General features: G+C 69.2%; 23 protein-coding genes, 1 tRNA gene and 1 pseudogene. 12 read left to right on the forward strand and 13 right to left on the reverse strand.

The window, feature by feature from the left end:
• Nucleotides 1–6: 6 nt before the first annotated feature.
• The 3 genes from M878_RS57130 to M878_RS57140 all read left to right on the forward strand — a co-directional run bounded on the left by M878_RS57130 (nucleotide 7) and on the right by M878_RS57140 (nucleotide 2,867).
• Nucleotides 7–414, forward strand: coding sequence for a sugar dehydrogenase complex small subunit (locus M878_RS57130; protein WP_023545501.1), 408 nt, complete (start codon nucleotides 7–9; stop codon nucleotides 412–414).
• A gap of 19 nt (nucleotides 415–433) precedes the next feature.
• Complete coding sequence (locus M878_RS57135) at nucleotides 434–2,131, forward strand: GMC family oxidoreductase (RefSeq protein ID WP_023545502.1); 1,698 nt, start codon at nucleotides 434–436, stop codon at nucleotides 2,129–2,131.
• 67 nt (nucleotides 2,132–2,198) lie between these two features.
• The gene (locus M878_RS57140) at nucleotides 2,199–2,867 is read left to right on the forward strand and encodes a histidine phosphatase family protein (protein WP_023545503.1); all 669 of its coding nucleotides are present in this window, start codon (nucleotides 2,199–2,201) and stop codon (nucleotides 2,865–2,867) included.
• 8 nt (nucleotides 2,868–2,875) lie between these two features.
• Here the strand turns inward: M878_RS57140 and M878_RS57145 are convergent, their stop codons facing one another.
• The 5 genes from M878_RS57145 to M878_RS57165 all read right to left on the reverse strand — a co-directional run bounded on the left by M878_RS57145 (nucleotide 2,876) and on the right by M878_RS57165 (nucleotide 6,904).
• The gene (locus M878_RS57145) at nucleotides 2,876–3,661 is read right to left on the reverse strand and encodes an ABC transporter permease (protein WP_023545504.1); all 786 of its coding nucleotides are present in this window, start codon (nucleotides 3,659–3,661) and stop codon (nucleotides 2,876–2,878) included.
• Nucleotides 3,658–4,359 (reverse strand): ABC transporter ATP-binding protein, encoded by a 702-nt coding sequence (locus M878_RS57150; protein ID WP_023545505.1) that lies wholly within the window; start codon nucleotides 4,357–4,359, stop codon nucleotides 3,658–3,660. The genes M878_RS57145 and M878_RS57150 overlap by 4 nt, the downstream gene beginning before the upstream one ends.
• A gap of 41 nt (nucleotides 4,360–4,400) precedes the next feature.
• Nucleotides 4,401–5,444 (reverse strand): YncE family protein, encoded by a 1,044-nt coding sequence (locus tag M878_RS57155; RefSeq protein ID WP_023545506.1) that lies wholly within the window; start codon nucleotides 5,442–5,444, stop codon nucleotides 4,401–4,403.
• Between the two features lie 93 nt (nucleotides 5,445–5,537).
• Nucleotides 5,538–5,903, reverse strand: coding sequence for a hypothetical protein (locus M878_RS57160; RefSeq protein WP_023545507.1), 366 nt, complete (start codon nucleotides 5,901–5,903; stop codon nucleotides 5,538–5,540).
• A complete protein-coding gene (locus M878_RS57165; protein ID WP_023545508.1) occupies nucleotides 5,900–6,904 on the reverse strand; it encodes a DUF1259 domain-containing protein in 1,005 nt (334 codons plus the stop codon). The genes M878_RS57160 and M878_RS57165 overlap by 4 nt, the downstream gene beginning before the upstream one ends.
• Before the next feature lie 179 nt (nucleotides 6,905–7,083).
• Between M878_RS57165 and M878_RS57170 the strand changes: the two genes are divergently transcribed.
• The 6 genes from M878_RS57170 (at nucleotide 7,084) to chrA (ending at nucleotide 11,592) form a co-directional block, all read left to right on the forward strand.
• Nucleotides 7,084–7,782 carry a response regulator transcription factor gene (locus M878_RS57170; protein ID WP_023545509.1) on the forward strand — a complete coding sequence of 233 codons (699 nt, stop codon included), beginning with the start codon at nucleotides 7,084–7,086 and terminating at the stop codon, nucleotides 7,780–7,782.
• Nucleotides 7,779–8,858 (forward strand): sensor histidine kinase, encoded by a 1,080-nt coding sequence (locus tag M878_RS000000101010; protein ID WP_023545510.1) that lies wholly within the window; start codon nucleotides 7,779–7,781, stop codon nucleotides 8,856–8,858. Before M878_RS57170 ends, M878_RS000000101010 begins: the two co-directional genes overlap by 4 nt.
• 105 nt (nucleotides 8,859–8,963) lie before the next feature.
• Nucleotides 8,964–9,482, forward strand: a complete 519-nt coding sequence (locus tag M878_RS57180) for a Chromate resistance protein ChrB (RefSeq protein WP_023545511.1) — start codon at nucleotides 8,964–8,966, stop codon at nucleotides 9,480–9,482.
• Entirely contained in the window at nucleotides 9,479–9,910 is a 432-nt protein-coding gene (locus M878_RS57185) for a chromate resistance protein ChrB domain-containing protein (RefSeq protein ID WP_023545512.1), read from the forward strand. The genes M878_RS57180 and M878_RS57185 overlap by 4 nt, the downstream gene beginning before the upstream one ends.
• A 22-nt stretch (nucleotides 9,911–9,932) precedes the next feature.
• Nucleotides 9,933–10,307 (forward strand): hypothetical protein, encoded by a 375-nt coding sequence (locus M878_RS57190; RefSeq protein ID WP_023545513.1) that lies wholly within the window; start codon nucleotides 9,933–9,935, stop codon nucleotides 10,305–10,307.
• Nucleotides 10,308–10,359: 52 nt separating this feature from the next.
• Nucleotides 10,360–11,592 carry a chromate efflux transporter gene (chrA, locus tag M878_RS57195; RefSeq protein WP_023545514.1) on the forward strand — a complete coding sequence of 411 codons (1,233 nt, stop codon included), beginning with the start codon at nucleotides 10,360–10,362 and terminating at the stop codon, nucleotides 11,590–11,592.
• Between the two features lie 157 nt (nucleotides 11,593–11,749).
• Here chrA and M878_RS47245 read toward each other — a convergent pair whose 3' ends face one another.
• Nucleotides 11,750–13,036, reverse strand: coding sequence for a glycosyltransferase 87 family protein (locus tag M878_RS47245; protein ID WP_158692658.1), 1,287 nt, complete (start codon nucleotides 13,034–13,036; stop codon nucleotides 11,750–11,752).
• Nucleotides 13,037–13,347: 311 nt separating this feature from the next.
• Between M878_RS47245 and M878_RS97370 the strand changes: the two genes are divergently transcribed.
• Entirely contained in the window at nucleotides 13,348–13,524 is a 177-nt protein-coding gene (locus tag M878_RS97370) for a hypothetical protein (RefSeq protein WP_023545517.1), read from the forward strand.
• A gap of 1 nt (nucleotide 13,525) precedes the next feature.
• Here M878_RS97370 and M878_RS000000101770 read toward each other — a convergent pair whose 3' ends face one another.
• From M878_RS000000101770 to M878_RS57200, 3 genes and pseudogenes are all read right to left on the reverse strand, one after another.
• Complete coding sequence (locus M878_RS000000101770) at nucleotides 13,526–13,789, reverse strand: CHRD domain-containing protein (protein ID WP_425347892.1); 264 nt, start codon at nucleotides 13,787–13,789, stop codon at nucleotides 13,526–13,528.
• A 271-nt stretch (nucleotides 13,790–14,060) separates the two neighbouring features.
• Nucleotides 14,061–14,195: pseudogene (locus M878_RS93825) on the reverse strand (IS5/IS1182 family transposase); the annotation flags it as partial.
• A gap of 580 nt (nucleotides 14,196–14,775) precedes the next feature.
• Nucleotides 14,776–16,044 carry a S53 family peptidase gene (locus M878_RS57200; RefSeq protein ID WP_023545518.1) on the reverse strand — a complete coding sequence of 423 codons (1,269 nt, stop codon included), beginning with the start codon at nucleotides 16,042–16,044 and terminating at the stop codon, nucleotides 14,776–14,778.
• A gap of 362 nt (nucleotides 16,045–16,406) precedes the next feature.
• On the opposite strand from M878_RS57200, the gene M878_RS97375 reads away from it, so the two are divergent.
• Nucleotides 16,407–16,586 carry a P-loop NTPase family protein gene (locus M878_RS97375; protein WP_158692659.1) on the forward strand — a complete coding sequence of 60 codons (180 nt, stop codon included), beginning with the start codon at nucleotides 16,407–16,409 and terminating at the stop codon, nucleotides 16,584–16,586.
• Between the two features lie 469 nt (nucleotides 16,587–17,055).
• On the opposite strand, the gene M878_RS57205 is transcribed toward M878_RS97375, so the two are convergent.
• The 4 genes from M878_RS57205 to sucC all read right to left on the reverse strand — a co-directional run bounded on the left by M878_RS57205 (nucleotide 17,056) and on the right by sucC (nucleotide 21,260).
• Nucleotides 17,056–17,140, reverse strand: a tRNA-Leu gene (locus tag M878_RS57205).
• 74 nt (nucleotides 17,141–17,214) lie between these two features.
• Entirely contained in the window at nucleotides 17,215–18,873 is a 1,659-nt protein-coding gene (locus M878_RS57210; RefSeq protein ID WP_023545519.1) for an aldehyde dehydrogenase family protein, read from the reverse strand.
• A 363-nt stretch (nucleotides 18,874–19,236) separates the two neighbouring features.
• Complete coding sequence (sucD, locus tag M878_RS57215) at nucleotides 19,237–20,118, reverse strand: succinate--CoA ligase subunit alpha (protein ID WP_023545521.1); 882 nt, start codon at nucleotides 20,116–20,118, stop codon at nucleotides 19,237–19,239.
• 11 nt (nucleotides 20,119–20,129) lie between these two features.
• Complete coding sequence (gene sucC / locus M878_RS57220; protein WP_023545522.1) at nucleotides 20,130–21,260, reverse strand: ADP-forming succinate--CoA ligase subunit beta; 1,131 nt, start codon at nucleotides 21,258–21,260, stop codon at nucleotides 20,130–20,132.
• 294 nt (nucleotides 21,261–21,554) lie between these two features.
• On the opposite strand from sucC, the gene M878_RS57225 reads away from it, so the two are divergent.
• Nucleotides 21,555–23,237, forward strand: coding sequence for a thiamine pyrophosphate-binding protein (locus M878_RS57225; RefSeq protein WP_023545523.1), 1,683 nt, complete (start codon nucleotides 21,555–21,557; stop codon nucleotides 23,235–23,237).
• The last annotated feature ends 5 nt before the right edge of the window (nucleotides 23,238–23,242 follow it).

Here is a 23,242-nt window from a genome sequence, read left to right on the forward strand (position 1 = left end):
CGCACCATGAGTGACGCCACCGACTTCCGGGCGCTGTCCGAACTGCTCACCGGCGAGGGCAGGCTGAACGCCCAGCGCGCCGACGACTACCGTGTGCGCCTCACCGCTGCCTTCCCCGCCGACGTGCCGCGGCTGCTCGACGCCTACCGCACTGTCACGAGCCAGGACGACCCGGGCAAGGCTCTGGTTGACGCGGTCAACGCCGACCCAGCCCTTGCACGGCTCACCCGGGAGACCATCACCGTCTGGTACACCGCCCAGTTCACCCGGCCGGACGGCAAACCCGACGCCCCGGGCACACCCGCCCAGTACCAGGACGGCCTGATCTGGCGTGTCATCGAGGCCCACCCGCCGTCCTTCGCTCCCCAGCCGCCGGCGCCGAGCGGCTACGGCTACTGGACCGACCACCCGTGAGTCGAGGAGACGCCCCGTCATGAACCCCCAGTACGACGTCGTGATCGTCGGCGGCGGAGCGGCCGGAGCCCTCACCGCCTGCCGGATCAAGAGCGCCAAGCCGGACGCCCGGATCCTGCTCCTCGACGCCGGCAACAACGGCACCGCCAAGCCCGACCGTGACGCGTTCGTCGCGGCCTACCAGACCGCCGCGATCAAGAACGTCCCCTCCCCGTACGCGGGCCTCGACAACAACCGGCTCGGCTACGCCCCCTCCTCGGACGGGGCCCCCGATCCGGTGGCGATGAACCGCTACTACGTAGAGACCGGCCCGGACCTGTACGAGAGCGGCTTCCAGCGCATGCTCGGCGGCAGCACCTGGGCCTGGCGCGGCAACACCCCGCGCTTCCTGCCCAACGACTTCCAGCTCAAGACCAACTACGGCGTCGGCGCGGACTGGCCGATCGCCTATGCGGACCTCGAGCCGTACTACGTCCAGGCCGAGGCCGAACTCGGGGTGTCCGGCAACGACGACGAGTGGGTCGGCCTCACCCCGCGCAGCGCCCCGTACCCGATGCCCGGCATGGCGCCCAGCTACGGCGACGAGCTCGTCCGCGCCGCGCTCGCCGACATCGGACCGATCGACGGCGTACCGGTCACCGTGGTCACCACTCCGCAGGCCCGCAACTCCGAAGAGTACCGGGACCGTTCGGCCTGCCAGGGCAACAGCAGCTGCATCCCGGTCTGCCCCTCCGGTGCCAAGTACGACGCGGGCTTCCACATCGGCCTGGCCCGCGATCGGCTCGGCGTCGAGATCCGCACCGCCTGCGTCGTCACCCGGCTCCTCCCACGCCCCGGAAACCTGGCCCCCACCGTGGTCTTCCGGGACTGGACCACCGCCGACAAGGCCGAGCAGCAGGTGGACGCGCAGCACGTCGTCGTAGCCGTCAACGCCATCGAGACCCCCAAGCTCTGGCTGCTGTCCGGCCTCGACAACCGCAGCGACCAGGTCGGCCGCAACCTGATGGACCACCTCGCCAACGAGATCGTCGGCCTGTTCGGCCAGCCGGTCTTCCCCTTCCGCGGCCCGCAGTCCGCCCTCGGCATCGACACCTTCCGCGACGGCGACTTCCGCCGTAACAACGGCGCCTTCCGCATGACCATCGGCAACGACGGCTGGGGCCGCACCGAGCCGCCAGCCGTCGCGCTCGCCCACTTCATGTGGGACGACGCCAACAAGCGGATCAAACTCACCGGCCAGCCGCTCCAGCAGGCCATCCGGGACCGCGTCACCCGCCAACTGAGGATCAGCTTCTCCACCGAGCAGCTCCCGGACCCGGCCAACCGCGTCACCCTCTCCGACGAACGCGACGCCCTGGACATCCCCCGCCCGAAAATCGCCTACCGCATCGACGACTACTCCAAACGGGCCCTCGCCTACGGCCACAGCGTCGCCCGCCGGATGTGGCAGCACCTGGAGGACACCGCCGGAGCCACCGAGGTCAGCCCCTTGCAGCCGGACCTCCGTTTCCTCGGCGCCGGCCACCTCATGGGCACCATGCGCATGGGCACCGGCCCGTCGGCCTCCGTGGTCGACCCCACCGGCCAGTCCCACGCCCACCGCGGTGTCTGGGTCGTCGGCTCGTCCGTGTTCCCCACCTGCGGAACCGCCAACCCCACCCTCACCCTCTCCGCCCTCACCCTGCGCACCGCCGACGCCCTCGCCGCCACCCTGTGACCGGCCGCGCCGCCGACGGGCCCACCAGCCTGGCGGCGGCGCCCACTTGGAGGGGTCCCTCGCACCCGTGACCATCACGACCAGGCTGGTCCTGGCCCGCCACGGCGAAGCCCAGTGCAACGTCGACGGCCTCGTCGGCGGCCCGCTGACCTGCACTGGACTCACCGTCCGGGGCCGCGAGCAGACCCGCCGACTCGCCACCCGCCTCACCGCAGAACACCGCACCGGGCCCGGCTTCGACGTCCTGTACGCCGGCCCCAGAGCCAGGCTCCAGGAGAGCGGACGGATCCTCGCCACCGCCCTCGATCTACCGCTGCTCACCGACCCGGGTCTCGACGGTCCCCGCCACGGGCAGGCCGACGGGCGGCCGTGGCGCGACGTCGAAGCCGAGTTCCAGGGTCGCCCTGCCGCCAGCCCCGACCTGCCGTGGTCGCCCGGCTCTGACACCTGGAACGGCTACCTGCTCCGCGCCGGCCGCGCCTTGACGGCGCTGCTGGAACGGCACGCTGGCCAGAGCATCCTCCTCGCCGGCCACGGTGAGACCATCCACGCCGCCTGCCACCTGTTGCTGGAACTCAGCCCCTCCACGTCATCCCGCATCGACTTCGGCACCGAGCACGCCTGCCTCACCCGCTTCCACCTCCACCACGACCCCTACGGCCGCCGCTTCTGGACCCTCGCCGCCCTCAACGACACCGCCCACCTCCAACAGCCGGTCGCCGACCGGGACAGTTGACGTGACGGTCAGCTGCCGGCGGACTGTGCGGCGAGCGGGCGCAGCCGGTGCGCGTCGTCGAACAAGGCGCGTTCGGAGAGCCGTACGGCGATGAGCGCGGCCAGCGCTGCGGCGGCGAGAAGCATGTACATCACGACGATCTGGTAGCGGATCGCTGTGAAGGGGTCGACTCCAGCGAGGATGAGACCGGTCATGGCCCCGGGCAGGCTGATGACGCCAACGGTCTTGGTGGAGTCGAGGGCGGGGATCAGAGCGGTGCGGACGATGGTGCGCTGGTGCGGGGCGAAGGCGTCGGTGGCGGCGAGGCCGAGGCTGAGGCGGGCCTCGATGGCGGGGCGGGCGGTGCGGACCTCGTCGTGGAGGCGGGTCAGGGCGAGGGCGGTGGCCTGCATGGCGCCGGAGACGACCATGCCGCCGACCGGGATGACGACGCGGGCCTGGGTGGCGATCACGCCGAGGGCGAGCAGAGTGCCCATGGTCGCGGCCGTGCCGATGGTGATCGCGGCGGTCGCGGTGGGGAGGGCTTTGGGCAGGGCCGGGGTGCGGCGGGCGGCGACCTGCCCGGCGATGAGGACCATGATGCCGAGCCAGCCGATGGCGCCCGTCAGCCCGGTGTGGCGGAAGACCAGGAGCAGCAGGGCGCCGACGGCGGCGAGTTGGAGGGCGGCGCGGACGGCGGCGACGGTGATGTCGCGGCCCAGTCGGAGGCGTCCGTGCCAGGCCACGGCGATGGTGAGGGCGATGAGGGCAGCGGAGGCGGCGACTCCCGCCCAGGTGGGGACGGCGGGGTTCACGCGTACTCCTTTAGGTAGTCGACCCGGTGGGCCTCGCCCTGGTCGACGAGGTGACCGTGGTCGAGGACGAGGACGTGGTCGGAGACGCGGCGTGCCTGTGCGGTGTTGTGGCTGACCAGGACCACGGTCAGACCGTCGGCGACCAGATCGCGTACGACGCCCTCGACGGCTGCGGTGCCGACTGCGTCGAGTGCGGAGGTGGGTTCGTCCAGGAGCAGCGCCTGGGGGGTGACGGCCAGGGCCCGGGCCAGGCAGACGCGTTGGGCTTCGCCGCCGGAGAGGTTCGTGGTGGGGCGATCGAGGTAGGCGGCGGGCAGGTGGGCGCGGTCGAGGAGGGTCGCCGCCTCGTGGCGGTCGAGGTCGGGGCGGCCGACGCGCAGGTCGTCCATGACGGTGTCGGTGAGCAGGACGGGTTGCTGGCCAACGAGGGTGACGCGGCGGCGCAGGGTGAGGACGTTCCAGGCCGGCAGGGGGCGGTCCTGGAAGGTGACGGTTCCGGTCGTGGGTTCTTCGAGGCGGTTGAGGAGGCGCAGGAGGGTGGTCTTGCCCGCGCCGCTCGGTCCGACCAGGGCGGTGCAGGCCGAGGCGGGGATGGCGCAGGTGATCTCCTCCAGCAGGGTCGCGTCGCCACGCCGGACCGTGACCTGGTCCAAGGCGAACGCAGTCGTCTGTATGGGCTCTTCTCCGACTGTCACCATGCAACCATGGTTACACCAATCTTGCCGCTTCCGTCGGGAGGTCATGTTCCCGGCCGGTACACGAGCAGCGCCGGGTGTCCGCCGGAGCCGTGCGGAACCGGGTAGTAGCTGAGGTGCGTGGTGGGGTCGACGGCGACGACGTGGGCGCCGTCGGCGAGGTGGGCGCGGCCGGTGACGGTCAGGTGTCGGTCATGGGTGTCGGCGGTGGTGACCCAGCCGGACTCCGCTGCGACGTAGAGGTGACGGGCGGGGGCATCGTAGGCGAGCACGTCGGGGTCCTGGCCGACCTCGTCGGTGCCGGTGACGCGCCACGTGGCCAGGTCCAGGGTGAGCAGGCGGGCGTTGCCGTCGCAGGCGACGAAGGCGAGTCGGTCGGCGGAGTCAAGGGTGAGTCCGTGGTCGTGGTCGCAGCCGGGCAGGGGCACCCGGCGGGTGATGTGGAGGGTGGTCGGGTCGATGACGGCGAGTTCGTTGCGGGTCTGGACGTCGACGAGCATCTGCCGGGTGATGGGGGCGTAGGCGACGTTGCCGGCCTCGCCGCCCAGGGGCACCGTGCCGCGGACCGCTCCGCTGCCGGCGTCGACGACGGTCTCCGAGCCGCCGGACTCATTGGTGGTCCACACCCTGTTGTGCACGGGGTCGTAGGCCAGCCCGTCCGGAGTGCCGCCGGTGGGACTGCGGTGCAGGACCTTGCCGGTGGTCTCGTCGATGGCCGCGACCTGGTTTGCGTCACTGGCGGTGGCGTACACCCGGTGCAGGGCGGGGACCACCAGCACGCCATGGACGCCGGGCAGGTCGTAGATGGTCCTCACGACCTTGTCCGCGTGGGTGTCCACCTCGATGACCTGGCTCGCACCGAGGTGGGCGATGAACAGCAGGCCGCGGCCGGGGTCGAGGCTGGCGTAGTCGAAGCGGGAACTGTCGCCCGGCAGGGAGATCTCCTTCACCTGGCGCAGCGGCAGCGCCTCCTTGGGTGGCTTGTCGCCGCCCCGGGTGAGCAGTACGCCGGCCACGGCTGCAATGGCCGCGAGGACCAGGCCGGCGGCCAGGACGAGCAGGGTGCGGGGGCTGAGGTGACGGATCATGTGCGGGCTTCCCGGGGTCGGCGGCGAAGGGGCCCGGTCGTCCTGGGCGGCAGCCCCGCGACGGCCGGACCGTTCAGTACAGGTAGATGCCATTCAGTACAAGTAGATGTCGACGAGCAGGGCCGCGACAGCGGCCAGGAGCGCGTAGCGGATGCTGGTGCGCGCCGGCTGCGCGGCCAGTGGATCGAGACCGTAGCCGAGGGACGCGGCGGCCAGGGTGAAGACCCCGGAGCCGGTGTCCTGCCAGCTGACAGGGAAGACGGTCACGGGTGCGTCGGTGAAGAACTGATCCCCGTGCGCGGCACGCAGGATCGCGTTCCAGGCCAGGGGCCCGATGGCCGCGGCGAGCGCGCCGGTCGCCAGGACGTCACGGCCGCGGCCCCGGGCGGCCGCGATGAGCAAGGCCGCGACGACGGCCGACAGCGCCGCGCCGTAGTCGATCTGGCCCCAGCCGATCATGAGGCGGGAGCCGGGTCGGTCGCCTCCAGGGCCGGGCGCAGGGCCTTGGCCAAGGTGACTCCGTCGGCGGTGGCCCAGTAGTGCAGGTAGAACAGGCGGGGCTGGTCGGTCAGGGAGTGGTTGTGCAGCTCGACTATGTCGATGTTGCCCTTCCGCAGCGCCTGGATGACCTTCTGCACCTCGGGTGCGGTCATGACGAAGTCGCCGTTGATGGCCGCCTTGTTGCCGCCGAGCGGCTGGAAGTTGATGCCGGTGGTCAGGCCGAGGGCAGGAGGCAGCACATGGGTGCCGTCATTGACGGTCTGGTTGCGGGCGACGGTGAACTTGTAGATGCCGCCGTCGGTGGTGCCCTTGCGGCCGAGCGCCTTGTCGATGCCGGCGGTGTCCAGCGCGATGGGCGGCTGGGTGGGCGGGGGCGGCGAGGCCGGCGGTATGGCGGTGGCGTCCAGCGCGGACTTCAGGCCCTGGGCGAGTTTCACCGGGTCGCCCATGGCGTGGACGTGGGTCCACCAGATGGCCGGGGACTGCTGGAGCAGGTGCTTGTGCAGGGCGGTCTGCTCGATGCCTGCGGCCTGGAGCGCGTCGGTGACCTTGGGCAGTTCGTCCTCGGTGACGACCAGGTCGCCCATGAGCATGGTGCCGTCGTGGTACTTGGCGAAGTTCGCGTAGCCGCCGAGCGACAGGCCCGGCTTGATCGCGACGCCCTCGGTGGTGACCTTGAGGTCCTTGCGGGGCAGCGCGATGTGGTAGACGGTGCCCTTCATCAGCGTTCCGGTGCGGCCGAGGGCGTCAGCGACCGGCTTCCAGTCCTTCTCCGTGGTCTGCACGGGCTGCTGAAGGTGGCCGTGTGGGGCATCGGTCTGTATCGCTGCCGCGTTCATGGCGTTGTCGGCGGTACTTCTCGTCTGGGTGCCGCAGCCTGTCAGCAGGCCGGCGCCCGTCACCAGCAGGAGCGCGGCCGCCGTTCCTGCGGCCGGCTTGGTGAGCGAACGGGGTGACATGACCACTCCTCGTGGAGATCGTTGTCGTAGATGCCTCTGCGATCAGCGAATCCGCCGCTGATGAAGTTGGCATGAAGACCCACACGTACAAACGGGTGACTTCATGCCGTCTTCATCAGCGGCGGGGAACGTGAAAGGCGCCATGACGTGCGCGGTGATGTCGGACGAGGGAAGGCGCGATGCGGATCCTGGTGGTTGAGGACGAGCCCAAGATGCGGGACCTGCTGCAACGGGCCCTGACCGAGGAGGGCTACGCCGTCGATACAGCCGCCGACGGCCCGCAGGCCCTCGCCCTCACTGATGTCGCCGCCTACGACGCGATGGTGCTGGACGTGATGCTGCCCGGCCCGGACGGCTTCGAGGTGTGCGCGACTCTCCGGCGACGCGGTATCTGGCTGCCCGTCCTCATGCTCACCGCCAGGGACGCCGTCACCGACCGCGTACAGGGCCTCGACGGCGGCGCCGACGACTACCTCACCAAGCCCTTCAGCCTGGACGAACTGATGGCCCGGCTACGCGCCCTGATCCGACGCGGACCCGTCGAACGCCCCACCGTCCTGACCGCCGGCGACCTGTCCCTGGACCCGGCCACCCGAACCGTGCGGCGCGGCGACGAGGAGGTGCCCCTGACCGCCAAGGAGTACGCCCTCTTGGAGGCACTCCTGCACCGGCCCGGCACCGTACTGACCCGCGCCGTGCTCGTCGAGCACTGCTGGGACCTGGGCACCAGCCCCGGCTCCAACGTGGTCGACGCCCACATCAAGGCCCTGCGTGACAAGATCGACCGACCCTACGGCACCCGCGCCGTCGAAACCGTGCGCGGCGCCGGATACCGGATCCGCCGCGACGGCGGCCGTCCCTCCACCCGCACGTCATGAACCGCATCCCGCTCCGTATCCGCCTCACCGCGATCTTCGCCGCCGTGATGGCGCTGGTCCTGACCGGCGCCGGCTACCTCACCCTCAGCCGCTTCCGCGAATCCCAGGCCGAGTACGGCGCCGCCACCGGCATCGCCCACCAGGCCCAGCAGGAAGCCCTCGACGACCTGCTGCGCGAACTGCTCACTGCCCTGCCCATCGTGTTCGTGCTGGCCACCATCGGCGCCTACCTGCTGGCCGCTGCGGCCCTGCGCCCGGTGGAACGCATGCGCACCCAGGCCGCCGCCGTCACCGAGGACACCCCCGAGTACCGCCTCGACGTACCACCCAGCCGCGACGAGATCGCCCGCCTCGCCACCACCCTCAACGACATGCTCACACGCCTCCAGACCGCCCTCGACCACGAACGCCTCTTCGTCGCCGACGCCAGCCACGAACTACGCACCCCGCTCAGCCTCCTGCGCACCGAGATCGAACTCGCCCTCCGCCATCCCCGCGAGGCCACCGAACTGCACGCCGCCCTCGTCTCCGCACACGAGGAGACCGAACGGCTGGTCCAACTCGCCGAGGACCTGTTGCTCTTGGCCCGCACCGACCGCCGCGACACGTCGGCCGGGTCAGCCGTGCCCGATCTGGCCCCGCTTCTGCATCGCGTGGCTGCCCGCCTGCGCAACGGCTCCCCCGACAAGTCCATCACCGTCGGCTGCCCCGCTGGGCTGGCCGCCGCAGTCCCCAACGACCGCCTGGATCGGGCGGTGACGAACCTGATCCACAACGCTCAGCAGCACGGCCGCGGCCCCGTCGAAGTGACCGTCCGCCCCGGCGAGAAGTGCATCCGCATCGAGGTCCGCGACCAGGGCCCCGGCTTCCCGCCCGACTTCCTTCCCCACGCCTTCGACCGCTTCACCCAGGCCGACCGCTCCCGCGCCACCAGTGGCACCGGCCTCGGACTGGCGATCACGGCCGCCATCGCCCGCGCCGCCGGCGGCCAGTACGGCGCCTTCAACCACCCCGAGGGCGGCGCCGTCGTATGGATCACTCTCCCGCCCCTTCCGCAGCCACCCGGGACCGCTTGAGGCACCTACACCAGCGTGCAACCATGGTTACGTTGAACGTGAGCTGGCTGCAGGGAGCGTCGATGAACCGGACAACGTCCACCGCTGCACGGATCGGTACACGCCATGACCGCTGACCGGCCGCCCCGCGACCCGGGCGAGTGGGTACTGCTCTCCTACCGGATGCCCCGCGAACCCTCCACGCCCCGCATCACCCTCTGGCGCAAGCTCAAGCGCCTGGGCGTCGCCCAGCTCTCCGACGGCTTGGTCGCACTGCCCGCCGACGCCCGCACCCGCGAACAGCTGGAGTGGATCGCCGACGAGGCGATCGAGGCCGGCGGCACCGCCTCCATCTGGATCGCCCGGCCCGCCACCCACGCCCAGGAACACGAACTGGCCACGTCCATGGCCGCCGCCCGCGCCGCCGAGTACCAAGCCGTCATCGACCATGCCACCCAGGCCACAGGCGCGGCCAACACCGCAGCCGTCGTCCGCAGGCTCCGCGCCGAACTACGACGCATCGGCCGCCGCGACTTCTTCCCGCCCCTCGAACGCGACCGCGCACACGCCGCCGTCCACGCCCTCACCGACGAACCAGGCGCCTCAGTGCCCAAGGCCGCAAGTCATCGGGAGAAGAACGCATGAAGTGGGCCACCCGCGCCGGGATCCACATCGACCGGGCCGCCTGCGCCTGGCTCATCCGCCGGCACGTCGACAAGGAGGCGGAGTTCGTCTTCGTCACCGACCCCGCCGAAGTCCCGGACGACGCGACGCCGTTCGACATGCGCGGCGTGCAGCTCGGCCACCACGGCGGCGACTGCTCCTTCGAGACGATCCTGCGCCACTACGAGCTGACCGACCCCGTGCTGTGGAAACTGGCCGAGATCGTCCACGAAGCCGACCTGGACGACGAACGCTATGACGCCCCCGAAGCCCCCGGTGTGGACGTCGTCCTGCGCGGCCTGTCCATGATCTGCGACGACCAACGGATCCTGGAACTGACCGGCCCGCTCTTCGACGGCCTGTACGAGTACCACCACCGGGGCATGCTGCTGGGGCGCGAGCCCTCCTGACCACGTCATCCCGGAGCACGCCATGCCGCTCGTCATCGCTTCGTCACCCGAGATCTTCAGCACCGCCCACATCGGGCTGACCGCCGCCATCACCGGCGTTCTCGCACTCGCCATGGCGATCTGGCGGCTGCCCCGATCCGCATGGCTCGACATGGCCGCGGTCGCCGTACTGTCCGCGGCCTCCGTGTACCTGTGGCGGACCTCCGCGAACATGACGTCGCTGAACAAGGACGGCCTGCCGGGATTCTCCGCCAACGACTGGGCCGCGCCCATCCTCACCTACATCTTCCTCAGCCTCTACGCCGACGTCCGCATCCCGGCAGACCCACGCCGCTACGCCCAGGCCCGCGCCCTCGCCACTCTCGCCTCCCTGGCGGTCAACGTCATCACCATCTGACCGGCGACTGCGCCCATTGATAGAGAACTGCAACCACGGTTACAGTGCCCGCATGGGATCCGAGGACACGACGGCGCCCGGCAGCGCAGGCGATGCCGAGATACCCGGACGGGCCACGGCACCGGGCCACCCGGGCTTCGCCACCGTGCTGCGGTACTTCCTGCGCCTGGGCACCTTCGGCTTCGGCGGCCCCATCGCCGTCGTCGGCTACATGCAGCGCGACCTGGTGGAAAAACGCGGCTGGATGGCCAAGCAGGAATTCCTCAACGGCGTCGCCCTCGGCCAGACCATGCCCGGTCCGCTGGCAGCGCAGGTCGCCATGTGGGTCGGCTACCTCAAGCGGGGCGCGCTCGGCGCAGCGGCGACCGCACTCGCGTTCATCGCGCCGTCGTTCCTCATCGTCACTGGTGTCGCAGCCGTCTACGCCCATTACGCGGGCCTCAGCGCCGTACAGGCGCTCTTCTACGGCATCGCCCCCGCCGTCATGGCGATCATCACCATCGCCGCGTACAAACTGGTCCACCTCACCGACGGCAAGGACTGGCGGGCCTGGGCCATCAGCGCGGTGGTATTCGCCGTCACCGCCCTCAGCGGCCGGGAACCGATCTACCTCATCGTCGGCGCCGGCCTGCTGATGATCACCCTCGACGCCCGCCCGCACCTGCGGCTGCCGCGCCGCCGCATCCCGGACCCCGGCAAGGACAAAGCCGTGCGCGGCATCGCCGCCTGGCCCCTGGCCTCGACCACGCTCGGCACCCTCGCGTCCGGCGGGACGCTGGCGTCCCTCGGTCTGTTCTTCCTCAAGACCGGCGCCCTGGTCTTCGGCTCCGGCCTGGCCATCGTCCCGCTGCTGCGCGACGGCGTGGTCGTCCAGCACCACTGGCTCACCCAGGCACAGTTCCTCGACGCCGTGGCGATGGGGCTACTCACCCCCGGCCCGGTCGTCATCACCGCCGCCTTCATCGGCTACCTCGTCGGCGGCACCACCGGCGCTCTCGTCGCCACCGTCGCCATCTTCATCCCCATCTACCTGGGAGTCGTCGTCCCCGGCCGCTGGTTCGTCCGCCACCGCGACAACCCCCAGCTCAAGGCGTTCGTCACCGGAGCCACCGCCGCCGCAGGCGGCGCCTTGTGCGGCGCGGTGGTCGTCCTGACCCGCCAGGCCGTCATCGACATCCCCACCGCCGCCATAGCCCTGACCACCCTCGCCCTGCTGTGGCGCTTCAAGATCCCCGAACCGTACGTCGTCAGCGCCGCCGGGATCCTCGGCCTGCTGCTCCACTGAACGGCAGCCCTGTCACTCTGCCGCGGAATGGCGCCGGTGGGCAGGTGGACGTTCCTTGAAGTCAGGCTGGGCACCAGGGGCTGCCAGCGCGGGTCAAGTGGTGGGTCGGTAGTGATGGAAGTTCAGGAAATCCTCTCTTCCCGGCTCGGCAGGCACCTCACTGCGCCAGGCACTCCTCGCTCCGGTCACCGACCGGTGGATCCGACGGAAAGTCCTTTGCAGCAATCCTACTGAGGTACCAGAAGGTCGCCGCATAGACGATAACTGCGATCCATACATAGAGGTTATTGCAGACCAGCATGCTCCATTCAGCTTGGGAGGTTCGTTGGATGATTCCCATGGGAGGCGTCCTCTCCGGGATTTTGGGCTTTCCGACGATCCATGAGAAGAACAGCATCACGAAGGCTGCTACAGAGAGGGCAGCCCACGGTCGACGTCCGTGGACGTGATGGACCCCGATCACCAAGAGCAAGATCACCCAGACCCAATGGTGACTCCAGGAAAGGGGAGATGCGAGGCAGCTGGCGATGCCCACAACGCTGATCGCCAGCAGTTCCTCACCGCACCGGTGAGCCAGGGCAGCGAAGGCCAGGCCAATAACTACGGTCAGGCCCGAGAGGGCCAGCCAAAGCAGTGTCGGCGGATTAAGGACATGCATCTGACGGGACAACAGTCCAGCAATAGACTGATTTCCCGCATTGGTGACTGCACCGATGCGCCTTGAATCAAGAAACATCCCTCCCCAGTATTTTACCGAATCTCCAGGAATAACAAAGAAGCCGATCATGATCGTGGCCAGAATTGTCAGCACGGATACGATGGCGGCTTTGAATTGGCGTGTCGCCACAAAGTAGACAACGAAGATACACGGTGTGAGCTTGACAGCAGCTGCGATACCGACCCCCACTCCTCGCATCCTATGAGAGCCATGGGGCGCACAATCCATCATGATGAGGATCAATAGCAGCAGGTTGACCTGCCCGAGCACTACAGTGGTCCGCACCGGTTCGAGCCAGAGAGCGAAACCTCCGACGAGGAACGTCATGGCGAGCCGGCCGTGGTCGGGCCTGTAGCCCAAGAAGCCCCACGCCATCCAAACCACTACCAGCGGCGCAGCAAGATTCACACACGTCACCAAGAAGCGCAGGGAGTCCATCGAGAAAAACGTGAGCGGTAAGAAACACAGCGCGGCGAATGGGGAATACGTGAATTGCAGCCCATCGTAAACGCTATGATCGTAAAGTGGCAATGATGCCGTGACCCGTTCCGCCCCGGCTCGGTACACCTCTGTGTCGATGAGCCACCATAGATCCTTGGACCAAACGGTCCACATATGACCGATGACAGCAAGTGTAAAAATCGCAACTCCGAACACTGCCACTCGAATTCGATCTGGAAATACGCGCTCCAGGTCGGTCGCGGCATTGCGCCTGTAGCTCTTCACCTGACCGGCCCCCTTACGGCGAGATGGCACATGAATGAATTCACCACAGCGAATGGGCTGTGGACTTCATTCCGATGGCGCCCAGTTGTCGGGTGGCTATTGCGAGTTTTCCCCACTCTAAAGAAGCCTTCTGCGAGCTCTTAGGTAATATCCGGCCTCGCGGCGATATCGAGCAGGCTCGTGTTCTGGTCCCTCCGATGGAGGGCCATGGAGAGCATGGCGTCGTCGGTGGGCCTGACGGCACCCTGCCGCCATTCCTCAGTAGCACTCCCAACCCGGCGTGGGGACACTGACGGGGAGGACGTCACCCCATGCCTGCCATGCCTCCGGCCGCGGCCCGGCGCGCCCTGGCCGCCTCCGGCATCGCCGCCGCCCTGGCGGTGGCACTCGCCGCCTGCGGCGTTCGTCAGCACGAGGAGGGCCCGCAGGAGCAAATGCCCTCTGGGAGTTCTGTCGGCTCAGTCGACAGCGGCCAGTTCCCTGTGTGAGCTACCCCCGGATCTCGGCGTTCGGGTAAGCCGTGGTGTGTACGTTGGCGTACGTCTTGCCGGCCCGGATCGCAGCGACGAACGCGGCGAAATCTCCCGGGGCGATCCCCTGGGCCGTCGGGCCGACGACATCAGCTGGCTTGATGGTGCCCGTGACCGTCCCCTGTCTCGCAGGACAGACGGCGTACCGGCGGGTGCGATGCCCGGCTGGGCACAGAGGTAGACGATGGTTCCACCGTTCTGGGCTGAGCTGAGCATGGAACACCTTTGCCCTGAGACAGAGCAGTCCGCCGCACTGCTGGAAGCGGCGGCCGCCACACCACCGACGGCGACGGCGGTAGTGGTGGTGAGGGCGACGACTTTGAACGATCGCATAGATCGCATACAGACCATGCCTTCCTGATCACCCCCGCCGTACGGCGTGAGGTGTTCCCCTGCGCCAGGCAGCGTCAGTCAGGCAACCCACGAACGAGTGACACCCATCGAGCAGTACCGGAAGACGGCCTCGGTGACGTAGCGGTAGGCGGTGGTGGCGCGGTAAGCAGGGCCCGCCGGCCCGCGCTCAGGGACCGCCATCGGGTGCCGAGAGCGCGGCGGTGTTCCCTCAGGCGGGCGGCGAGGAAGCGGAGGACAGAGCTGGGCACATCGACGCCGGAGGGGTAGACAAGCACGCGAAGCCTCTGGTGGAGACGAATTTCCTGGTCGAAGACCCATCTACCAAGGGCTTCACCTGTCCGTCAGGCTAACTACCCGGTCAGCGCGACAGGTTGGAAAGGGCTCCATGTATCCGAACAGCATGTGGTACAGCAGCTGCTCGTTGGTCCAGCGAGTCCCTCGCTCCGCCGACGCAGGTCCTCGGCGGTGGCCGACTCCAGCAGCCGGTGGAACATCGCGCCGGCCTGCCGCAGCTCCGCATGAAGCTCCGCCCTCCAGGACAAGAGCTTCGTGCGTGCGAGGAACACCCGCCCAGTGGCCCTTGCGTCCGATGGACCTGAGGGCCTCGCGGGCCGTCCACTCGTCGGCCCAGGAGCCGGCCGGGCAGAGTGTAAGGGCTGCTCTGGAGACCCAGGCGGTCGTGGCCCGGCCTTGCCGGCTGCCCGGATCGCTGGCGCGGAGTCGCCCGATGGCAGCGGCGAATCGGGCTTCGACGTCACGCTCGTGCACTCCGAGGGCTGAGACAAGGCAAGGGCTGGGCTCGCGTCGCAGTGGTGCGACGCGAGCCCAGCCCTTGTCGGTCAGAGAGCGCCGCCGTCAAAAGGCGCCGGTGCCGTTGGGCGTGCCGAGACCGGTCGGCCCGTCGTATCCCGGACCCGCGGTGCACAGGTAACTGCCGCCGCAGAAGCCGTTGCTGCCCGAAGTGACGTCGTTGAGTGCCGACGTGTGGCCGTACGGATACGAGCCGTCAACGACCTGAGCGGTGTTTCCGGCCAGCGCGTAGACGCTCGCGATGATCGGCGACGAGACGCTGGTGCCTCCGACTTCGACCCATCCGTCGGCACCCTGTGCGAGACCGAGTTGAAGCTCGGTGTCGCACAACGATCCGCCGCCACAGCTGTTGTACGTGTCGTAGACCGCCACCCCGGTGTTGGGGTCGGCGACCGCGGACACATCGGCGACGGCGCGCCTGGCGCATCCGGAGTCATGCTGCCAGGACGGCTTGGCCTCGTACGCCGAGCAGCCCGAGCCCGCGCCGCTCCAGGCGGTCTCGGTCCAGCCGCGGGAGTTGGACGCCTTGCTCAGCGAGGTGCCGCCCACGGCGGTGACGTACGGGGAGGAGGCCGGCCAGGAGACACCGTAACCGGAGTCACCCGAACTCGCTGTGATGGCGACGCCGGGGTGGTTGAAGTGCGAGTCGACGGAGGTGATGGTGTTGTCCTCGGACCCGCCCCAGCTGTTGGAGACGGAGACGACGCCCGATGTGGTGGCGGCAGTGTCCTCGGCCGTCATGAGATCCGGGACGTTCGCCGAGTTCGCCTCGACCAGGAGGATGTGGCAGCCGGGGCATGTCGCCGAGACCATGTCGAGGTCGAGGCTGATCTCCTCGGCCCATCCGTAGTCACCGGAGGGCAGAGGCGATGCCTGGCCGCTCTGATTCACCTTGCGGAAGCAGCCGTTGGCGGTGGTGCACGACGGCAGACCGTAGGCGCTGCGGTAAGCGGCCAGGTCGGACTCGGCGTTCGGGTCGTCCATGGCGTCGACGATGGCCACCGTCCGGCCGGATCCCGAGGTACCGCCCAGTTTGTAGGCGGACCGCAGATCGGACGGCACGAACCCCATGGTGGTCGGGGATCCGGTGGTGAACGGTGACATGCGGCCCGAGGCGGTGCGGTGGGCCTTCATGACGCCGAAACAGCGGGCTTGTCCCGCTTGCAAGGGATGGACGCAGCCGAAGCCCGTCGTACTCGCGGAGGCGGACGCGCTCGGGGCGGACGAGAGAGCGGCGGCCTGGACGCCTGTGGCCAGTCCGATGGTGAGGGCAGTGACGGCGAATGTGAGCATCGCGGTGAGGGCGGCCGCCATCCACCGCACCCGCCGTCTCGGTCGGTGGCGGTGGATCACCAGGGATCCGGAGGGTATCTCGCTTCGGTGCATCAAGCCTCCGTGCGGTTTGAGGCGGTTCGGAAGGACCACATGACCAAGAGCAGCGTTGACAGACGGCATGTCAGGTCAGCTGCGGGCCAGATGGATTCACCATGCGGCCGCCCTCTTGCGCTGGTCAAGGCCATGTCAATGCAGGTCTTGTGAGGTTGCCGCGGTCAGCGAGTGAACCGCCGTTGGTGCTGGCGTGTCCGCGGTAGTGCTCGCTACAGGACAACGAAGACGCCTGCGAATGCGCTCTCGCATGCGGCGGGACTGCGACAGCCGAGGCTGCGGTGGAACCGGTGCGAGTTGTACCAGCTCTGCTCCTCGACGAACCGGTGTCGGCTTCGGCCCGTCGGTGCGGGCCGGCCCTGAATCCGCTCGCCTACCTCCAGGACACACGGGGCCTTGGCCACGTGTTCGTCCGCCACGACGAGGCAGTCGTACGGGACTTGGCGGACCGGGTGGTCCACCTGCGGTGATGGTGATGACCTCGATCGTGCAGGGATTGCGCAGGTCCCACTCGGCGGCACGGAACACCGCCGTGCAGAAACACCTGTTCAGGTAGATGAGGAGGGCAACGATGATCAGTGCGCATTCCGGACCGGGCAAGCCCAGCCCGCCAGGCGATCAAGGAATGCGAGCGGCGTCTTGCCCGCTACCAGGCCGCCCTCGACTCCGGAGCCGGCCCAGCCGTCGTCACACAGTGGATCAACGACGCACGACGGGACAGGGAAGCGGCACGGAAGAAGCTCGACGCACTGCCCGCCGACCGGATCGGGGAGATCACTGACAGACTCGGAGACATCGCACAACGTATCCAAGCCGCCGACACCGAGAAGAAAGAGCCCTCCACGAAGCCCTGGGCATCACGATCACCTACGGCAACGCAACGAGGACTGCGACCGTAAGGTCGCAGCCCTCGTTTCCGTATCGCTATAAACGGTGCGGTGTCCGAGGGGGGACTTGAACCCCCACGCCCGATAAAGGGCACTAGCACCTCAAGCTAGCGCGTCTGCCATTCCGCCACCCGGACTAGGTGTCTGTCGCCTTGCCGGGGGTGTTCCCCGCAGCGACATGGACAACAATACCAAGGTTTCGGAGTGCGTTTCACCTGCGTATCCGCGTGCTGGGCGGCGGACGGAGGGAGAAGAGCCGCCGGGATCGGCGACCGTATGCAGAGTGCGAGAGCGCGTGTACACCCCGTGAGGGACAGGGCATGAGCTGGTACGCCGGGAAGTTACCGGGCAGTCGCTCGCCCGCCGGGCCCTGCGTCACGGCGCGTACCAGGAGGTGGCCGCCGACGAAGGCACCACGCCAGGAGGCGCCGAACCCGCCGAACAGTTCGGCGCGGTCGCCGCGGGAGCGGGGGACGCCGTGCCCGGTCTTGAAGGCGCGGATCTGCGGGGCGAGCCGGTCGTAGGTGGCCTGGTCGTCCGTGGCGAGCGTGGCGACCAGGGCGCCGTTGGACGCGTTCATGGCCGCCAGCAGCTCGGCCTCGGTGTCGACCAGGACGATCGTGTCGACAGGGCCGAAGGGTTCCGCGTGGTGCAGTGGAGAGGACGGCGGCGGGTTGAGGAGGGTGACCGGGTGGACGTATGCGGAGGTGTCCTGGCCCGGAAGGAAACGTCTGTCGTCGGGGCAGCCCCGGTATAGGGGTACGGCGCCCCGGTCTACGGCCTCGGCCACCTGGTCGGTGAGTTCCTTGGCCTTGGCCGCGTTGATCAGAGGACCGAAGTCCAGTTCGGGGAGCGGGTCGGCGGGGTCCGCGACCGCTAGCGGATGACCGACGCGGACGGAGCGGACCGCCGGCAGGTAGGCGGCCAGGAACGCATCGAAGCGGGAGCGCTGGACCACGAAACGCGGGTACGCCGTACAGCGCTGTTTGCCGTAGTCGAAGAGCTTGGGGATCACCGCGGTGAGCCGGTCCCAGCCGGAGAAGTCCCAGATGCCCCAGGTGTTGAGGCCCTCCTGCTCCAGGATGTGCCGTTTGCCACGGCCGGCGACGGCCGTGGCGACGTCGGCACCCGTGTCGCGGCCGCCGACGAAGGACACACAGCCGATCTCCGGTGCCCGCACCAGAGCCTGGTTCAGTTCCCGGCCGCTGCCGCCGACCAGGGTGACGGGCACCCCCTCGCGGGCGGCCAGCGCCATGGCGAGGGTGAGGCAGGCCACACCGCCGTCGGTCGGGGTCTTGGCGATCACCGCGTTGCCCGCCAGGGCCTGCACGAGGGCGGCGTGCACCAGCACACTCATCGGGTAGTTCCAACTGGCGATGTTGGAGACGGGTCCGTCCAGCGGGGTCCGGCCGGCGAGCATGGGCTCGATGCCGTCGACGTACCAGCGAACGCCGTCGATCGCCCGGTCCACGTCCGCCACGGCGAGCCGCCAGGGCTTGCCGATCTCCCAGACGAGCAGCAGGGCGAGCAGATCGCGGTGCGCGGAGAGCGCGTCCAGGGTGGCGGCGGTCCGCGCCCGCCGTTCGGTCAGCGGGATGTGCCGCCAGGCACGGTGCTGGTCGAGCGCGGCACGGACCGCCTGCCCGGCGGTGGCGCCGTCCAGTCGTGGGGCACCCGCGATCGGGCTGCCGTCGACCGGGGTGGTCACAGGGAGTGTGCGCCCGTCGGGCTGCCAGGTGGCACCCCAGAGATTGAGGACACGATCATCCCGGAACGCCTCTGGCGCGACGCTGAGACAGCGCTGCCAGGCGTCGGCGTAGGCCGTGCCGGGTTTGAGGAGCGCGGGAGTCGGGGTGAGGGTGGGTGGCATACGTCAGCTCCGCTCTCGGTGCACGGTCGGGGCGGGGTGAAGTGAGGTGAGGTGAGGTGAGGTGAGGCGAGGTGAGCGTGAAGTGGGGGGTTGGAGTGACGCGGAGTGGCGGGATGGCGGCCGGTGGACGCCGGTGTCGGGGGGCAGTTGGGTCGGCCGGTGTCCGTCGGTTCGGAGAATCTCCGCGACCGGTCAGGCCGGCTCGGCCACGAGGTATGCCGACCGGCGTCCATCCGCTCGGAGCACCTCCGCGACCAGCCAAGCCACCTCGGCCACGAGGTATGCCGGCCGGTGTCCATCCGCTCGGAGCACCTCCGCGACCCGCCAGGCCGGCTCGGTCACAACGCGTGCGGGCCGCCGGTGTCAGTCGGTGTGGAGGGACTCCATGACCAGCCGGGCCGTTTCCGTCGGCGTGCGGCCGACGCGGACTCCGGCCGCCTCCAGCGCCTCCTGCTTGGCGCGGGCGGTGCCGGCCGAGCCGGAGACGATCGCGCCGGCGTGGCCCATGGTCCGGCCCTCTGGAGCGGTGAATCCGGCGATGTAGCCGACGACCGGCTTGGTGACGTGGTCGCGGATGCAGGCGGCGGCCCGTTCCTCCGCGTCGCCGCCGATCTCCCCGATGAGGACGATGAGTTCGGTGTCGGGGTCGTCCTGGAAGGCGGCCAGGCAGTCGATGTGGCTGGTGCCGACCACGGGGTCGCCGCCGATGCCGACGCAGGTGGAGAAGCCGATGTTCCGGAGTTCGTACATGAGCTGGTACGTCAGCGTGCCCGACTTGGAGACCAGGCCGATGGGGCCGGGCTTGGTGATGTCGGCGGGGATGATGCCCGCGTTGGCCTGGCCGGGGGTGATCAGGCCGGGACAGTTGGGGCCGATGATCCGGGTGCCGGCGCGTCTGGCGTACGCAGTGAAGGCGACCGTGTCGTGCACCGGGATGCCCTCGGTGATGACGACGGCGAGGGGGATTCCGGCGTCGGCGGCCTCGACGACGGCGTCCTTGGCGAAGGCGGGCGGGACGAAGACGACGGTGACATCGGCTCCGGTCGACCGGATACCGTCGGCGACCGACCCGAAGACGGGTACGGCCTGCCCGTCGAAGCCGACGGTCTGCCCGGCCTTGCGCGGGTTGACCCCGCCGACGACGTTCGTGCCGGCCGCGAGCATGCGCCGGGTGTGTTTCATGCCCTGGCCCCCGGTCATGCCCTGGACGAGGACCTTGCTCTCCTTGGTGAGGTGGATGGCCATGTCCCGGCTCCTCAGGCGGTGTGGGCGAGTTCGCCGGCGCGGCGGGCGGCGCCGTCCATGGTGGTGGCCTGTTCGACGAGCGGATGGGCGCGCTCGCCGAGGATCGCGCGTCCGCGTGCGGCGCTGTTGCCGTCGAGACGGACGACGAGCGGCTTGGTGAGCCGGGCGGTGTCCACGGCCGCCACGATGCCCTCGGCGACCGCGTCGCAGGCGGTGATCCCGCCGAAGACGTTGACGAGGACGGACTTCACGGCCGGGTCGGACAGGATCACCGACAGTCCGTCGGTCATCACCTGCGCGGAGGCCCCGCCGCCGATGTCGAGGAAGTTGGCGGGGCGGGCGCCGCAGCCGGCGACGACGTCCAGGGTTGACATGACCAGTCCCGCACCGTTGCCGATGACCCCGACCTCGCCGTCGAGCCGGACGTAGGTCAGGCCGCGTTCGGCGGCGGCCGCCTCCAGCGGGTCCGGGTGTTCCTCGACCCGCTCGCTCCAACGGGCCTGCCGGAAACGGGCGTTGTCGTCCAGGGTGACCTTGCCGTCGAGGGCGAGGATCCGTCCCTGGGCGGTGCGGACGAGTGGGTTGACCTCCACCAGCCGGGCGTCCTCGCGGAGCAGCACCTGCCACAGCCGTACGAGGACGTCGACGGTCTGCGGCGGCAGACCTGCCGCGCTCGCGATCTCCCCCGCCTTGGCGGAGGTGACGCCCTCGGCCCGGTCTACGGGGATCCGCGCCACCGCCTCCGGCCGGGCCGCGGCCACCTCCTCGATCTCCATGCCGCCTTGCGCGGAGGCGATGGCGAGGAAGCCGCCCGCCGTGCGGTCGAGGGCATAGGAGACATAGAACTCCTCGACCACGTCGACCGGTTCGGCGAGCATCACCGTGCCGACCCGGTGGCCCTTGATGTCCATACCCAGCACCTGACGTGCTGTCAGTTCCGCGGCGGAAGGGTCTGCGGCGAGCCTGACTCCACCCGCCTTGCCCCGCCCTCCCGTCTTCACCTGGGCCTTGACCACGGCCCGGCCACCGAGCCGGCGGGCGATCTCGCGGGCTTCCTTGGGAGAGTCGGTGACCTCGGCCCGTGGCACGGGGATGCCGTACTCCTCGAACAGCTGCCGCGCCTGGTGTTCGTACAGGTCCATGTGCAGCTCCTGTCTGCCGGATCGTCACGGTGGCGCGACGCCTGCGCGTACATCGGTGAGTCACCGTCGAGTCAGCCCCAGTGACGGAGAGTGGCCGGGTTTCGGTGACCGAAAAGTGCGTACGCCCCCTGGACACCACCCACCGGGATGCGGGATAACAAGCTTCATACAGTATTCGTCGACTGTATGCAATCTACCGCATACGGAGTACCGTAATGCACATATAGGAATAGACGTACTAAATAGGACAACCGTGCGCCGATCAAACCCCTACGAAAGGGACAGGACTCCGCCATGCCCGACGACACCCAAGACGTGATCTCCGGTGGGCACTTGGTCGCCAAGGCACTGAGGGCCGAGGGAGTCGACCGCATCTATACGTTGTGCGGTGGCCACATCATCGACATCTACGACGGTTGCGTCGACGAGGGCATTGAAGTCGTCGACGTCCGTCACGAGCAGGTCGCCGCGCACGCCGCCGACGGCTACGCCCGGATCACGGGCAAGCCGGGCTGTGCGGTGGTCACCGCCGGTCCGGGTACGACCGACGCCGTCACCGGGGTCGCGAACGCCTTCCGAGCGGAGTCGCCGATGCTGCTGATCGGCGGGCAGGGTGCGTTGACCCAGCACAAAATGGGGTCGCTGCAGGACCTTCCGCACGTGGACATAATGGCGCCGATCACCAAGTTCGCGGCGACGGTGCCGGACACGGCCCGCGCGGCGGACATGGTGTCGATGGCGTTCCGCGAGTGCTATCACGGTGCGCCCGGTCCGTCCTTCCTGGAGATCCCCCGTGATGTCCTGGACGCCAAGGTCCCGGTGGGCGAGGCGCGGGTGCCGAGGGCGGGCGCTTATCGGGCCTCCACCCGCTCGGCGGGCGATCCGGAGGCGGTCGAGAAGCTCGCCGACCTGCTCGTCCACGCCGAGAAGCCGGCGATCCTGCTGGGAAGCCAGGTGTGGACGACCCGGGGCACGGCAGCCGCCACCGAGCTGGTGCGCACCCTCAACATCCCCGCCTACATGAACGGCGCCGGCCGTGGCACGCTCCCGCCCGGCGACCCGCACCACTTCCAGCTCTCCCGGCGGTACGCCTTCTCCAACGCCGATGTGATCGTGATCGTCGGCACCCCCTTCGACTTCCGTATGGGCTACGGCAAGCGCCTCTCCCCCGATGCCACGGTCGTCCAGATCGACCTGGACTACCGCACGGTGGGCAAGAACCGGGACATCGACCTCGGCATCGTCGGCGACGCGGGGCTGGTCCTGAAGTCCGTCACCGAGGCGGCCTCCGGACGCATCAACGGCGGCGCCTCCAGGCGCAAGGAGTGGCTGGACGAACTGCGCGCCGCCGAGCAGACCGCGATCGAGAAGCGGCTGCCGAGCCTGAAGTCCGGCGCCTCACCGATCCACCCCTACCGCCTGGTCAGCGAGATCAACGACTTCCTCACCGAGGACTCGATCTACATCGGCGACGGCGGCGACATCGTCACCTTCTCCGGGCAGGTGGTCCAGCCCAAGTCGCCCGGTCACTGGATGGACCCCGGCCCGCTGGGCACCCTCGGCGTCGGCATCCCCTTCGTGCTCGCCGCGAAGCAGGCCCGCCCGGACAAGGAGGTCGTCGCCCTCTTCGGCGACGGCGCCTTCTCGCTCACCGGCTGGGACTTCGAGACCCTGGTCCGCTACGACCTGCCCTTCGTCGGGATCGTCGGCAACAACTCCTCGATGAACCAGATCCGTTACGGCCAGGCCGTCAAGTACGGCAAGGACCGCGAGCGGGTCGGCAACACCCTCGGCGACGTGGCGTACGACAAGTTCGCGCAGTTGCTCGGGGGCTACGGCGAGGAGGTCCGCGACCCCGCCGACATCGCCCCCGCGCTGCGCCGGGCCCGGGAGTCGGGCAAGCCGTCGCTGATCAACGTCTGGGTCGACCCGGACGCCTACGCCCCCGGAACCATGAACCAGACCATGTACAAGTGAGGTCG

This window comes from Streptomyces roseochromogenus subsp. oscitans DS 12.976 (genome assembly GCF_000497445.1).
GTDB lineage: Bacteria > Actinomycetota > Actinomycetes > Streptomycetales > Streptomycetaceae > Streptomyces > Streptomyces oscitans.

What these genes read in the sequence shown, in the direction of transcription:
- M878_RS57130 (WP_023545501.1), top strand. Translation starts at nt 7, where the DNA reads ATGAGTGACGCCACCGACTTCCGGGCGCTGTCCGAACTGCTCACCGGC.
- M878_RS57135 (WP_023545502.1), top strand. Translation starts at nt 434, where the DNA reads ATGAACCCCCAGTACGACGTCGTGATCGTCGGCGGCGGAGCGGCCGGA.
- M878_RS57150 (WP_023545505.1), bottom strand. Translation starts at nt 4,359, where the DNA reads ATGGTGACAGTCGGAGAAGAGCCCATACAGACGACTGCGTTCGCCTTG.
- M878_RS57155 (WP_023545506.1), bottom strand. Translation starts at nt 5,444, where the DNA reads ATGATCCGTCACCTCAGCCCCCGCACCCTGCTCGTCCTGGCCGCCGGC.
- M878_RS57160 (WP_023545507.1), bottom strand. Translation starts at nt 5,903, where the DNA reads ATGATCGGCTGGGGCCAGATCGACTACGGCGCGGCGCTGTCGGCCGTC.
- M878_RS57165 (WP_023545508.1), bottom strand. Translation starts at nt 6,904, where the DNA reads ATGTCACCCCGTTCGCTCACCAAGCCGGCCGCAGGAACGGCGGCCGCG.
- M878_RS57170 (WP_023545509.1), top strand. Translation starts at nt 7,084, where the DNA reads ATGCGGATCCTGGTGGTTGAGGACGAGCCCAAGATGCGGGACCTGCTG.
- M878_RS000000101010 (WP_023545510.1), top strand. Translation starts at nt 7,779, where the DNA reads ATGAACCGCATCCCGCTCCGTATCCGCCTCACCGCGATCTTCGCCGCC.
- M878_RS57180 (WP_023545511.1), top strand. Translation starts at nt 8,964, where the DNA reads ATGACCGCTGACCGGCCGCCCCGCGACCCGGGCGAGTGGGTACTGCTC.
- M878_RS57185 (WP_023545512.1), top strand. Translation starts at nt 9,479, where the DNA reads ATGAAGTGGGCCACCCGCGCCGGGATCCACATCGACCGGGCCGCCTGC.
- M878_RS57190 (WP_023545513.1), top strand. Translation starts at nt 9,933, where the DNA reads ATGCCGCTCGTCATCGCTTCGTCACCCGAGATCTTCAGCACCGCCCAC.
- chrA (WP_023545514.1), top strand. Translation starts at nt 10,360, where the DNA reads ATGGGATCCGAGGACACGACGGCGCCCGGCAGCGCAGGCGATGCCGAG.
- M878_RS97370 (WP_023545517.1), top strand. Translation starts at nt 13,348, where the DNA reads ATGCCTGCCATGCCTCCGGCCGCGGCCCGGCGCGCCCTGGCCGCCTCC.
- M878_RS57200 (WP_023545518.1), bottom strand. Translation starts at nt 16,044, where the DNA reads ATGGCGGCCGCCCTCACCGCGATGCTCACATTCGCCGTCACTGCCCTC.
- M878_RS57210 (WP_023545519.1), bottom strand. Translation starts at nt 18,873, where the DNA reads ATGCCACCCACCCTCACCCCGACTCCCGCGCTCCTCAAACCCGGCACG.
- sucD (WP_023545521.1), bottom strand. Translation starts at nt 20,118, where the DNA reads ATGGCCATCCACCTCACCAAGGAGAGCAAGGTCCTCGTCCAGGGCATG.
- sucC (WP_023545522.1), bottom strand. Translation starts at nt 21,260, where the DNA reads ATGGACCTGTACGAACACCAGGCGCGGCAGCTGTTCGAGGAGTACGGC.
- M878_RS57225 (WP_023545523.1), top strand. Translation starts at nt 21,555, where the DNA reads ATGCCCGACGACACCCAAGACGTGATCTCCGGTGGGCACTTGGTCGCC.